Below are 13162 nucleotides of genomic sequence, written 5' to 3'. Positions count from 1 at the left end.
GGCTAATAACAGCAAAAACGTCCGAATTCTCAAATTCGGACGTTTGATTTTACATAATACTATAATCAGGATCAAATTATTTCAAGTTATTATTTTTTACTCCTCTTATAATTTGCTGGAGGTTCAATAATATCACCAGAATATAAACGATAGGTATAACATTAGAGCCAGCTCCATTAGGGGTGTTGGAGAAATAGTTACCTAATACAACACACAGAATAATAATGTTGAGTATGTAGATTATAACATATGATTTTTTGGGAATTTTTTTATTTTTAATAAATAAAGAAATTAAAAATATTACAATGGCTAGAAACAAACCAATATTCATCACGGTTACATTCATCCTAACAACCTCCTAAAATGAACTGAAGCTGCAAATATGCGGATATTTATGTAAGTTGTAGCCTCTTCTTGTGCAAATACTGCTGTTGGAGTTAAAGAGGTAGCTAAACATCCTGCTAAGCATCGAGCAGTTACAAGTCCCCTTCCGAAATGAATAAAACGTGATAATTGTTAACATATTACTCCAATTGTATAAATTTGTAAATCATAATGAAGGTAATTACACGTAGTGAAAATATTGACCTAGTTCAGATATTTATACAGTACCCCCACTGACATTTCATATGACAGTGGGGGTGCTATGTTTGTAAACAACACGAAAATATAGAATTGTTCTGTTTATGTAAAGGGGAATTAATTTTTGGCTCCTGATAAGATTAGGACAGGAACTGTATATATCAAAAATTGAACGAAAAAAATTTAGAAACGGAACCGTCACAATTTTTGTTCTTTAACTGTTATATGGGGTGAAAGGAGGTAAAAAAGTGATAAAAGCAGTGAGGTAGCACGAAGGAAAAGGGGGTTGTACTGATTGCTTGATCTTCAATGACAGTAGTGAAGCCTTGCAGGTCTTTCTTACCTACAAGGCTTCGCTCACCGACTAAGGAATTCAGATTATATATAGGTAAAAATCTTGTTTTCCAAGCCAGCTACTGTGGAAATCATTCTGTAGTACACAAGTAGTCCAATTAAAGCCTACTTCCAAGCATGAATGCTAGTTTTGAAGAGGGGAAGTTAACAATTATCTGGGTTAAGCGGATCTGTGCATTGGTAAATACCACCAACTCGGGTAGCTTAGGATGTAGCAAAAACAGAAGTAGAAAGGGAAAGAAGCATAAGAGCAGTAAGTCCCATTACCAACCACTTTTTCATAGAATCACCTCATGTTTCTGAATAGTATGGAAATAATATAGTATAAAGAGCTAAATGTAGGTATTTTGATAAATTGCTTACTTATTTACAAGTTTTGTCCTCTGTTCATTCTATGTAAGGATTTTGAACAGAACGAACTTCGATTGCCGAGCTAATCGTCAACTTCGATCCTTCTTCACTATAAAATTATCATTTGTGAAGTGTCTGACCGATCTACAACAGATTTGAATGTTTGTTGAAAAATATTTAAAAAAACTTGAATAAAATTTAAGTTTGGATTAATATAATTAAAGAGGAGGTGAGCTGATGGAGCGTGAAGAAATTCCATCTTGGATCTTGGCTTTAGATAAGGAGTCACTCGAATTCATAAGAAAATTTATTATAAATTCGGGTTCTCTAAAGAATATGTCAACAATATATGATGTTTCTTATCCGACGGTTAGAGCTAAGCTGGATCGATTAATTAAAAAAATTGAACTGCATAGCAAGGAAGACGAAGTAGAGTTCGTTCATATGATTAAAAATCTAGTAATTGATGAGCGTATTAGCCTTGAAGTAGCAAAAATAATTATAGATAAATATAAAAAGGAAAGAGCTGATAATTGATGGTTCACGCGATGCAATTCGTAGTGGGAGTTGTCATATTGGGGATTCAATATTACCTATCCAGAAGAGATAACCCATATTGGGGAGCTATTTTACCAGTAATGTACATTGCATGTATTGTGTATGGAAAGCTGACTGGATTATTTAATGAAGGTAAGGAAATGTCAATGATATTGGCGGCTTTAGGGGGGACAGCTCTTTTATTACTGGTCTGGATTAAGGGAAGAACATCTGTTAAGGATAAAAGACGGAAAGAGTTAGAGAAAATAGAGCTGCATGATCTTTAATCAACTACAAGTCGAGATAGATCATTTACATGGCTGAAAAGACACTATGATTATTTTGTTGAATGTAACGGGATAAGAATTCAGAATGCAGAGGAGTATTTATACAAGGAGATTTTCACCTATATCTTCTAGGTTATAAGTAGTGCTAGGAATGTTTGCTGAAAGGTGTAGACGTATGCCGCACACACCCTCTACTAGAATTTGGAGTCTATTTTAAGCCCTGAGCCAAAAAGCTACAGGGCTATTCTACTTGACTATATATTAAAATTAAGCTGATGATCTACTGTGGATAAACCCAATCCTATTCCGATTGGCTGGTTTGTTTGACCTAAAATAGCCAGATCATCTGGGACTTTGTAGTTAAGGGACAATCCATACCGAAATATCCCTCCGGCAACCTCATCTCCGTTTGCATAGATTGCAGTGGGTCTCGTGTTCAAATTCATTGCTGATTCAATTCTTTGAGAGTCGTGTCATAATCTCACCCCATGGAGCTTTTCCGATAATTGTAAATCCTAGTTTTTTGTAAAGATAGGCAGCGGCGTGATTTTCTGGATGATAGGCTACCATAATATCTGTGGTATCAGTTTTTGCTTTTATCCTTTCTATCACCTGTTTCATTGTTTTTGTTCCATAACCTTTTCCTTGGTGGCTTGCATCGATCATAAGCCTATAAATCCAGTATTGTGAATCATCTGGATCTTTTCCGAACATGACAAACCCAACCATTTTTTGATCTTTATATACAGCAAGAGTTTCAAAGTCAGGTAAGAATTTTGACTGTGCTAAGGAATAGAGATTTGAGGCCACAAATGCTTTTTGATCCTCATGGGGCTGTAGTTCAATACATTCCTCCCAGTTTTCAGAAGTTATTTCTTTTAAGATAAGATTCACACAGATGTCCCCTTTACTTCATTTAGGAAAATCATACCATAAGAATAGGGGACAAAGATGTGTAGTTTATCCATTTTTCCTCCGAGATTTCCTTTTTATTTGCCGTCTTAAATTTAGCATCTCTCTATTGCATAAATAATGGAAGCGTTGAGTCCCAATGAGGTGCTTTTTTATTAGTAGTTGGTTCTGTTTTTTTTGAGGAATAAACCAGTTTTTTATGTATCATGATACATGGTGCAGGCTTCTATTTTTTCGAAGATGGGGTACTTTCCAATAGGTAACGACACGCCATCCCCACTCCATCGGTCCCATTGTAAAGAAGCGCATCCAAATCATACTAAAGAGAATTTGAATGATATAGATAACAACACATAGTAGAAATGATTGTATATACGTAATATGTTCTAATAAATTACATAGATGACCAATAGCTAGGAGTAAAAAGGTTTGTCCTAGATAGTTTGTTAATGCCATACGTCCATACGTTTTTAAAGGGAGTAGCAGTATTTGAGCGAATTTACATTGTAGTAATAGAATCATTACTCCTACATAAACACTCGAAATAACTGGTCCGATCATAATTCCTATCTGTAAGAAGTAATTTGCTTGTTCTATAGTAGGATCGCCTGTACCACCTAAAACCATAGGGGGAAACGGTGAAGCAGGTACCTGTGAGTATTGATATAAGATGCCAGCTATGCTAATAAGCAACATGATACCTGTAAACATAGCAATCTGTTTGATTTTTTCTGAAAGGTGCTCAAAAAAACGATATTGACCTGCTGCAAGACCAATGAGCATAAGTGGTAGCGTGATTAATGCTTTTATTGCAAAAAAACAGGCAACCATTAAGCCTACTACCCCGATAAGTAAGTTCACTTGTTTCTTCACTTTGAAAAATAACAATAAAATGAACCCGTAAATCGCATATTCTCTTAGTACTTCTCCACCTAGAAATATTCCATGAACATACCCAATAGCAAATAAGGCAAGAATTCGTCGTAAAAATAAGATATACCCATTATTTCCTTTTGCGTTTGCTCTTGTCATAAACAGATAAAAGCCAACACCAAACAGGAATGAAAAAATGGTGAAAAATCTACCTTCCACAAATAAGAATAAAAAACGTTGGTAGGAAGCATCTTTCGTGTTTGCTATCGGATCACCAATAGTAAGTAGAGCAATAATGTTCATGAGAACAATACCTACTAAAGCGAACCCACGTAAATAATCTAGTGTATCAATCCTTTTGTAGCTTTGAAGTTGATTCATTACTCTGTCCTTCTCCTTTTTACTTTATTAATCTCTTTGTAGTTTACAAAAAATATGTAGTAGTTAGTATTAAATTACCTAACAAAAAGCTTACAGTTTTGTAAGATTCTAAAAAGTTAAGTGCCAAGAGAAGTTCGAATAAATCGAATGAATGAATGTATGTATGCTGACAGACATAAGACTGAATAAAGCCCGCTCAGATTATGGGGAGCGGGCATACATGCTTGTGTAATCATTTGTTTAAGGTATTAACGATACGAAAACATCCATTCAGCTACCATTTCGGCATTGGACGGTGTAGCATAATCAAAACCGTAATATTTTCCATATTTCGGGCGAAGGGTATCGGTAGACTGTTTAGAGACAGCGTTTAACCAGCTAGGTAAAAAGGCAGTATGGGCACCCTTACTAGGGTCAACAAAATCGCTAAATTTTTGGCTTTCCATAGCATCTGCCACTGCTTTTTTAAGATCTTTGATAAAGGTCAGATCAAAGTCAAAGTCTTTCTTTTCACCAATGTTGCCATGTCCGCCATTTACCCATTTCCACGACAGCTTACGTGCATCTTGAAGATTTTGTTCATGATAAAGGAAGGTATCTGAACCTGCGAATCTCCAAAATGGAGGTTGATCTGGGTTTATCAAGTCTGGTGCGTGAAGTACTCCTTCGTCTTTAAGCAACCAAACCGAATGATCATCCGAATGAGAAGCTCGTGCAAAACCATGTAATTGAACGGTCAAATCCTCGAATTTAAAGGAACCATTTGGCCAGGCAACAACCTCAGTGGGACGAGGAAGCTTACTATTCAGATAGAGCTGCTTGTCAGATGTGGCTTTACTTGCAACAATGCGCGGTTTTATTCCTGACTTCTTTAATGTAGCAAGTAATTTAGAAGCATCACCAATGTGATCCGCGTGATTGTGAGAATAGACGACGCTGGTAATTGGTAATTTGGTCACCTTACGAATAGCTGCTAGGATTTGCTCTGTGCGATCTTCTAATGGATCGAACAGTAATACGCCTTTTTTACCAACAAAGAATGTTGTACTGTAAAAATTACTCTGAACCCAATACGTACGAGGAGTAAGACGTTGCAAGATATACTTCTCATTCAAATTTCTATTATATAGCCTATCTATTTTTTCACCAGAATGCAGAACTTTTTTAGACGATGGTTCCACGTACCGTGCATTTACTGTTGACGGGGCTTCCTTAATGGATTTAGCGACGGTTGCTCTATTGGCCATTTGATGTACATTCGATTGTTTATTTTTCACACCAGCATTTTGAACTGTTTGGGTATGTCCTGATTTCTGATTTGTACCGCCAATGTTAGAACAGGATGTTGCAAGTAATGCGATACCAATACTTAAGCTCATGATATATATTTTGTTCATGGCACACCTCCTGTGAGTAGTATAGCCACTAGATTTTTCTATTATGTAGGGGAATAGACAACGTACAGGGGGAGGTGAGGATGTAGAGCGGCAATCGCTGATTTTCTATTGGATAAGTAACCTTTTTAGCGTGCTTGCAATAAAATAACCATGCATAAGCGATTGAACAATGGTGCTGTCGATTTGTAAAGATCGGCGTGATTTTGCTTATGCCAAATAAAGATGCCAGACTTTATTTGAAAAAACAAAAAGTTCTCCAGCAATTAAAGGCTGGAGACTTTTTGTTTTTTCATTACATAGTCGGAGTACCAGAAACGTTAAAAGCCTTGGTTATCAAGGCTTTTTTGAATATTGCAAGGTCATATATGACGTTTTATACCATGCTTAGTTTTTGAGTAGTTGTTTTGATTCGAAAAAAGAAGTATAGATTTAGGTAAAACTTAACGCTACACCAATGAAATAGGGAACAACCCATAAAATCCACACAAGTAGACTGAATTTATGGAATTGCTTTCTTTGATTCTCTTTCTTTTTCCATAAAACGAAGCATGCCCAGATCGTGTGAAAGAGCATCAGGAGTAAAGCTAACAATCCAGTAATACCATGCATATCAAGTCTGGAATTATCTGCGAGAAACTTCATGAAGGTTGTTCCGATCGTATCGCATACCAATCCGAAGCCAAAAAAAGCTAAGTGTTTCACTTTGAGTTCCCCAGAACGCCTTTCGCTCCAGACTCCAATGGTATACAGGACTAGCGCCAGATTAATAAAGAATACTGCCATAGCTAACAAAGAAAGATCATCTCCATTCCTATTCTTGATTACGCTTATTAGTGTAGTGGTTGAATATGAACATCAGATGAACAACTCATGAGAACCCTTCACTAGTAATGAGCTTACGTGAAGGCGATTACTCAATCATTGATAAATGTTATAACACATAAAATGCACTTTTTTAAAGTAGACATTGGAGAAAACCCTGAGGTTAGCCGATGAACTTTAGAGGGTGTATTTTTTTGAGTATTAAAAGTCGAAGTTTTAGTATTTATTTTTGAATCATTGGAGGTGCACATGTTGAAAAGAAATATATTGCTACTAATCATCATGGCTATGTTCATGCTACCCGTAGGCTTGTCTGAAGCGCATCCTGGCAAGACGGATGCTAACGGTGGCCATATTTGTAAAACAAATTGTGCCAAGTGGGGATTAAAAGATGGGGAGTATCATATTCATAAGGATGGTAAAATCATCCGCACGATTCAATCGAAGCAAACCCCAGTGTCACAACCAAAAGAGCAAGCTGTCCCTGCTGGTAAACAAGCATCTGCTTCGATCGTTTCCTTGTCATCAGCCACAAACGATCTAAAAGTTTACTTCCTTGATGTCGGACAAGGTGATGCCACATACATAAAAACACCTAATGGTGACGATATTCTAATTGATGGTGGGAATACTGATAAAGGCGATTTGATGGTGAAATACTTAAAGGACCTCAAGGTAGACGACATCGAGGTTCTAATCATGACTCATCCAGATGCTGATCATATCGGTGGTCTACATAAGGTCATGCAGAACTTTAAAGTTAAATCTGTGTATGCACCCAAAGTAGCTCACACAACCGATACATACGTTACCCTTTTGAAGCTAATCAAAGGACAAGGTTTATCCATTAAACCAGCAACAGCAGGCACACAGATACCTCTTCAGGGCATTACAGCTAAATTCGTTGCCCCGGTTGGTACATACGAGAAAGAACTAAATGAATGGAGTGCGGTTTTACACCTTACTTATGGGACAACATCATTTTTGTTTACTGGCGATGCTGAACATAAATCAGAGACTGATATGCTTAAGAGTAAACAAGTTCTCAAGGCTGACGTGTTAAAAGTTGGTCATCATGGTTCAAACTCTTCTACGTCACCAGCGTTTCTGAAAGCCGTAGCCCCTAAATATGCTGTAATCAGCTCTGGTAAGGATAATAAATACGGGCATCCAACCCAAGGTACGTTACAGAAATTACAACAATCCAAAATTATTACATACCGTACAGATCAAAAAGGAACGATCTTGGCTATAAGTAATGGGAAGACGATTACATATAAGACTGCGAGGTAGAAGGAATAAAAATCGGTAGAATCTAATATTCTACCGATTTTTTTATGATTACGACGATAAGTAATACAACCTATCTACTACTATCGTTTTTTGAGCAAGTAAATTACATTTCTTTGCTATTGTTTTGCTGGCATTGACTTATAATGAATTCAACAACGTACTATTACATAACCAATAGTAAGACTAGTATATAGGACTGTGAGGTAGAAAGTATGAAAACAACAAAAGGAATTATCGATCGCTTTGAGGAGAACGTGGTTGTTGTGGAAATTGACGGTCAGACGTATGACCTTCCTACATCTATTTTTCAGGATGATGTGCAGATTGGTCAAGTGATCAGTATTTCGATTGAAGTAGACCAATCAGAAACAGAGGCTAGGGAAAAAGAAGCTAATGATTTAATAGATGATTTGTTTGAATAATATAGGTTGATAGCTTGAAGAAAGGACTACATCGTATCTGATTGAGTGCTAACGTTTGTTTGAAGTCAGTCAATACTGATTGGTTTTGGTATATAATCTCTAAAAAAAATGCCCCAACAATTGTCGGGGCATTCATGTACTAATTTGATTTTACTCAAAAAATCTTTCAGGATCTGCCGCACCTGCGAATGTAGATACAATTCGTTCGCCCACAGCCATATCGTATGTGCCTTGATCAGATTGGAAAAGGGTACGTCCATGATGACTAATCTTGCATTGATTAAAGGACAGAAGCAATATCTTGCCTTCTTGACGGACGATTTCTTCCAATCTTCCTTCCACTGTTATTCCACCTTCAAGCATAAGATTCACGTGCTCCTTCATTCTAATACCGTGTGCCTCTAGGTCTCCATCTGTAAACAACTCCAGTGGAAGTGAAACACCTTGCAGACGGCCAATTGGAGAAGAAAAACCATCAGTGTGTGTGGATTTACCATGTCCGTTCAATTCCTGATTGTTCCAAGCAAGAGCAGTCGGGCCCTCTGTACGGAAGAAAACAATCTCACTATTTTCAGTGTATACCATTGACTCTAGTGTTCCAGTTACCTGTAGGCCAGAGCTGTATACCACAGTGGAAGTAGCACCTGAACGAAGTGCTTTTTCCATAGCAACCTTACCACCTGTATGAAAGGCCATGCGATACTTAAATCGTTCAACAGAATCAAGTAGCTGGTCAAAGCTTTCGCAAACAAACAGTTGAGGTTGCATTTTCGTTATGTCAAATGCTGTGCTGATCGTCTCTTCTAAAGAGAATGGTCGCTTGATGACAGCATCGGTTAGACAGTGTCTACTTTCCTCGATGGAAGAAAGTAGACCAGCGCCGTATAGCAACGGCTTTTCTATTTTTCCAAATAAACCGTATTCGACTGTCCACCAGTATAACCTGGCAATCTCTTCTGCTTCCGATACACCTGTTACTGCACTTTGCTTTGCATCAAGAATTTCTTTGGCTAGCTGAACCTCTTCTTGCGTTGCCTTCGGATCTTCCATTAATTTGGAGTATGAACGAATCGCTTCAAATACCTCATGTTCTTCTCTGGTAGCAAATGCTTTGGAACCGATCTTTCCAAAACGTTTAACATAATCCGCATACCACTTATCACTTAGAATAGGAGCATGACCAGCCGCCTCATGTATGATATCAGGTGCTGGAGTGTAGTCGATATGCTCAGGCTTACGGATATCGGTAGCGATCGGAAGAATCCCACGTGATTGAAAATCAAAGAAAACCACAGCAGGAATAAATCCATCTATTGTAACAGCTCCCCAGCCAGATGGCTGTAGGCATTGGTTCATTTCTTCAACACGAGGAATATGATCTAGGCTTATCCCTGTTTTACGTAATCCATCTACATATGCTGGATGAGCAACATCTTTTAAAAAATTGTAATTTCTGTGCAATACATGACGCCACACTTGTTGGTCAACTTCTGTATATTTATCATAATTTTGTTCGACGACGTATGGTTGAAGATGTTTAGGAATAACGAAATTTGTTTTAGTATTAGCTTGCATAATAATGTCCTCCTGTCCCATCCTTGCTGTGTAAGCGTAAGAGTGGGTTGTTTCACTTTTTTGCTTTTAAGCTGTTATGCTTTTAAGCTTTTAAACTGTTATGCTTTTAAGTGATAAAGTATATGGATAAGTATATGCCGGGAAAATAAGATCGTCAATACGGCTGAAAATATTCATGCAATTGAGTAAATTTATTGATTTATAAATGTACCAGTTTGTAAAAGGGATAAACTTCAGAATAAACCGTAGCACGGGAATGTATCTTATTGAGGGAAATGATAATCCAGTTTTTAATGACGGGAAGTAATAATTAGGGGAATTGTGTCATACATTATTTGATGAAAAAAGTCCCCTTTTCTTGTAGCAATCAAGTGAGAGGAGCGTGTTTTCATGGTGAACAAACATTTAGATTTAGATCAAGGTTCATGTGAAGGTGTGCCACAGCCCATCAGAAAGGATGGTGCAGGAGCGACTGATCCTGGCCCTCGGGACATCATGCGTGATATTCAAAATCCCGACTTACTGGTCCCGCCAATCACGGATGCCGGATTGATTCCTAATTTGAAATTCTCTTTCTCCGATACTCACATGCAGTTAAATCATGGTGGCTGGTCGAGAGAGGTGACAGTTAGAGAATTTCCGATTGCAACTACGCTTGCAGGGGTAAATATGCGGTTAACGCCGGGCGGAGTGCGTGAATTACACTGGCATCAGCAAGCAGAATGGGCCTATATGCTATTAGGGCGAGCACGAATAACCTCAGTTGACCAAGAGGGGAGAAATTTCATTGCTGACGTTGGGCCGGGCGATCTCTGGTATTTCCCCCCAGGAATCCCGCATTCGATTCAGGGATTAGAAGAAGGCTGTGAATTTTTACTTGTTTTTGATGATGGAAGCTTTTCCGATCTTAACACCTTATCCATCTCAGACTGGTTTGCGCATACACCAAAAGATGTTCTATCAGCTAATTTTGGTGTACCGGAGGATGCTTTTGCCAACATTCCTTCCGATCAAGTTTATATCTATCAGGACAAGGTTCCTGGTTCGTTAGCAAGTCAAAAAGTCCACTCTCCCTATGGGACCGTTCCCGAAAGCTTTACGTATCGGTTATTAGCTCAAAAACCAATTAGAACACCTGGGGGAAGTGTTAGAATTGTGGACTCATCTAATTTTCTGGCTTCAAAAACAGTTGCTGCCGCCTTAGTTGAAGTTGAACCAGGAGCAATGAGAGAACTGCATTGGCATCCGAATAATGACGAGTGGCAGTACTACCTTACTGGTGAAGGAAGAATGACTGTATTTGCGGGAGACGGTGCAGCACGTACATTTGATTACAGAGCTGGTGATGTGGGCTATGTTCCATTTGCGTATGGACATTATATTCAGAATACCGGTGAGCAAACATTGTGGTTCTTGGAGATATTTAAAAGCGATCGATTTGTCGATATGTCTCTAAATCAATGGATGGCACTTACTCCCCGTGATCTGGTTAAGGATAATTTGCAAGTTGATTCTGAACTATTGAATACATTACGCAAGGAGAAGTGGCCGGTTGTTACATATCCGGGCTTTGCTTATTATCCTAAATAAAAACTTGATGTAAAATATTTTATTTGTAAAATAATAAAAGGTTTCCAACAGAGGTGTAAAATCAAAACTGTTGGAAACCTTATTTATAATAATGAGTGAAAGATTTTTAATATACTATCAATTTACTGTTTAGTATAGGCAACTCTGAACGTTTTGGTTACGTTGGTTTTATTAAAGTATTGAATGGTTGCTGAGGTTCCTCTGATAGTAATTGGACCATTATATCCAGCTTTCAGATCTCCTTGAATGGCTCCACCGTTAATGTGATATCTTACATTGGTAGGATCATCAGGACCGTCATCTGATGCAATAATATAAATATTGTAAGTGCCATATCCATTGAAGGTTAATGAATCTGGATTAGAACTAGACCATCCAGCGATATTATGTGTGACCCATTCTTGCCAAGGTGCAACGCTAGAAGTAGCTTCATTGCTAGGGAGGGTAGCAGTATGAGTTGAAGCTGATACTGGGACAGCAACAGTAAGCATGGCAAGAGCCCCCAATGCAACTAATGCTTTTTTCAAAATAATCACTCTCCTAATCATATAATCACTACACCTAAATATTACCATATTATTATTTTTAAGTAAATATATTCCAGTTAATTAATAGGATTATCGCTAATCTAGTGGATCACGCTGAAATGAGGCTATATGATGTTGATGTTGCAAAAATTTAGTCAACTTTTCGAAAGCGTAAACAACTAAGTGTAATTTCCTCCAAAACTTTTTTGATATAAAATGTGAATTCTTGTATGATTAGGAACAATTCAATAAGGAAAGAGATGGAGAATCATGCAGAATGAACAGAGAGTAGGCATTCTTTATGCAATAGCGGCATATGCCATGTGGGGCTTCCTACCAATTTATTGGAAAAGTGTCAGTTTTATACCACCGGGAGAGATTTTAGCTCATCGCATTTTATGGTCAATGATTTTTTCCATCGTGCTAGTAGGACTAAGCAAGAAGTGGAAACGGGTTATGGAATTTATGAAGAAACCCAAGAGTCTACTGCTTTTTTTACTTGCTTCCGTCTTAATTAGTGCGAACTGGATGATTTACATATGGGCAGTCAATTCCGGTCATATTGTAGAGACAAGTCTGGGATATTATATTAATCCTCTACTTAATGTTGCGTTAGGGATGCTATTTTTCCGAGAACGATTAGATTTCTGGCAACTTATTTCGTTACTTTTTGCGGCAGTAGGCGTATGCTGGATGGCTATTAATTTTGGACAGCTTCCTTGGATTTCTCTTTCTTTAGCATTGTCATTTGGTATTTATGGTGTCGTTAAAAAGCTGATTCAAACAGACTCGATTACTTCATTAACACTAGAGACGGTTCCGGTTGCCCTGATTTCGTTTGTATATATCTGCTGGTTACAAAGTCAGGGTGTTGGGTCGTTTGGCATGGCAGATTGGGGAACGGATTTATTGCTCATAGGTTCGGGAATAGCTACGGCAATGCCGCTTCTTGCATTTGCTTCAGCGGCACAACGTATTTCCCTTTCTACATTAGGCTTCATTCAATACCTAGCCCCTACGATTCAATTGGCGATTGCGGTATTTATATATAAAGAGTCGTTTACAGATAGCCACCTTTTAAGCTTTGTTTGCATTTGGATAGCGCTTGTTCTATATACGCTTTCCCGAACTTCAATCATGCAAGCATGGCAACCATCGTTTTTTAAACGGCGTATCGAAAAGCGGACATAAAAATTGTACATTTGATTTAAGCTTCCTACTGTATTTATGGAAGATAAAATATTTGAATTATCAATATG

Annotated in this window: 14 protein-coding genes; 6 read left to right on the top strand and 8 right to left on the bottom strand. The window is 37.8% G+C overall.

Annotated features, from left to right (window positions below; genetic code table 11):
* Positions 1–76: 76 nt before the first annotated feature.
* Entirely contained in the window at positions 77–346 is a 270-nt protein-coding gene (locus ACQV1I_RS19610) for a hypothetical protein (protein WP_116334191.1), read from the bottom strand.
* A 1178-nt stretch (positions 347–1524) separates the two neighbouring features.
* Here ACQV1I_RS19610 and ACQV1I_RS19605 point away from each other — a divergent pair.
* Both ACQV1I_RS19605 and ACQV1I_RS19600 read left to right on the top strand, forming a co-directional pair.
* Positions 1525–1824, top strand: a complete 300-nt coding sequence (locus ACQV1I_RS19605) for a DUF2089 family protein (RefSeq protein WP_018671945.1) — start codon at positions 1525–1527, stop codon at positions 1822–1824.
* Positions 1824–2111 (top strand): hypothetical protein, encoded by a 288-nt coding sequence (locus tag ACQV1I_RS19600; RefSeq protein ID WP_116334190.1) that lies wholly within the window; start codon positions 1824–1826, stop codon positions 2109–2111. The genes ACQV1I_RS19605 and ACQV1I_RS19600 overlap by 1 nt, the downstream gene beginning before the upstream one ends.
* Positions 2112–2365: 254 nt before the next feature.
* Here ACQV1I_RS19600 and ACQV1I_RS19595 read toward each other — a convergent pair whose 3' ends face one another.
* The 5 genes from ACQV1I_RS19595 to ACQV1I_RS19575 form a co-directional block, all read right to left on the bottom strand.
* Positions 2366–2557, bottom strand: coding sequence for a substrate-binding domain-containing protein (locus ACQV1I_RS19595; RefSeq protein ID WP_116334189.1), 192 nt, complete (start codon positions 2555–2557; stop codon positions 2366–2368).
* A 7-nt stretch (positions 2558–2564) separates the two neighbouring features.
* Complete coding sequence (locus ACQV1I_RS19590) at positions 2565–3005, bottom strand: GNAT family N-acetyltransferase (protein WP_116334188.1); 441 nt, start codon at positions 3003–3005, stop codon at positions 2565–2567.
* A 222-nt stretch (positions 3006–3227) separates the two neighbouring features.
* Entirely contained in the window at positions 3228–4277 is a 1050-nt protein-coding gene (locus ACQV1I_RS19585; protein WP_116334187.1) for a DUF418 domain-containing protein, read from the bottom strand.
* Positions 4278–4525: 248 nt separating this feature from the next.
* The gene (locus tag ACQV1I_RS19580) at positions 4526–5674 is read right to left on the bottom strand and encodes an MBL fold metallo-hydrolase (protein ID WP_116334186.1); all 1149 of its coding nucleotides are present in this window, start codon (positions 5672–5674) and stop codon (positions 4526–4528) included.
* Between the two features lie 429 nt (positions 5675–6103).
* Positions 6104–6466, bottom strand: a complete 363-nt coding sequence (locus ACQV1I_RS19575) for an HsmA family protein (RefSeq protein WP_116334184.1) — start codon at positions 6464–6466, stop codon at positions 6104–6106.
* A 279-nt stretch (positions 6467–6745) separates the two neighbouring features.
* Here ACQV1I_RS19575 and ACQV1I_RS19570 point away from each other — a divergent pair, with 279 nt between their 5' ends.
* Complete coding sequence (locus ACQV1I_RS19570; protein WP_116334183.1) at positions 6746–7789, top strand: MBL fold metallo-hydrolase; 1044 nt, start codon at positions 6746–6748, stop codon at positions 7787–7789.
* Positions 7790–8001: 212 nt separating this feature from the next.
* Positions 8002–8211: a DUF3006 domain-containing protein gene (locus ACQV1I_RS19565; RefSeq protein WP_116334182.1), complete on the top strand. Its 210-nt coding sequence runs from the start codon at positions 8002–8004 to the stop codon at positions 8209–8211.
* Positions 8212–8361: 150 nt separating this feature from the next.
* On the opposite strand, the gene ACQV1I_RS19560 is transcribed toward ACQV1I_RS19565, so the two are convergent.
* Entirely contained in the window at positions 8362–9786 is a 1425-nt protein-coding gene (locus ACQV1I_RS19560; RefSeq protein ID WP_116334181.1) for an aromatic amino acid hydroxylase, read from the bottom strand.
* Between the two features lie 390 nt (positions 9787–10176).
* On the opposite strand from ACQV1I_RS19560, the gene ACQV1I_RS19555 reads away from it, so the two are divergent.
* Entirely contained in the window at positions 10177–11376 is a 1200-nt protein-coding gene (locus ACQV1I_RS19555) for an oxalate decarboxylase family bicupin (RefSeq protein WP_116334180.1), read from the top strand.
* A gap of 122 nt (positions 11377–11498) precedes the next feature.
* Here ACQV1I_RS19555 and ACQV1I_RS19550 read toward each other — a convergent pair whose 3' ends face one another.
* A complete protein-coding gene (locus ACQV1I_RS19550) occupies positions 11499–11924 on the bottom strand; it encodes a hypothetical protein (protein ID WP_147304261.1) in 426 nt (141 codons plus the stop codon).
* Between the two features lie 249 nt (positions 11925–12173).
* Here ACQV1I_RS19550 and rarD point away from each other — a divergent pair, with 249 nt between their 5' ends.
* Positions 12174–13094 carry an EamA family transporter RarD gene (gene rarD / locus ACQV1I_RS19545; RefSeq protein WP_094701053.1) on the top strand — a complete coding sequence of 307 codons (921 nt, stop codon included), beginning with the start codon at positions 12174–12176 and terminating at the stop codon, positions 13092–13094.
* The last annotated feature ends 68 nt before the right edge of the window (positions 13095–13162 follow it).

It is taken from the genome of Brevibacillus sp. JB24b, from assembly GCF_051713385.1.
Lineage (GTDB): Bacteria > Bacillota > Bacilli > Brevibacillales > Brevibacillaceae > Brevibacillus_B > Brevibacillus_B laterosporus.
The sequence above is the reverse complement of the archived record's forward strand: the minus strand, read 5'-3'. Positions and strand labels throughout refer to the sequence as shown.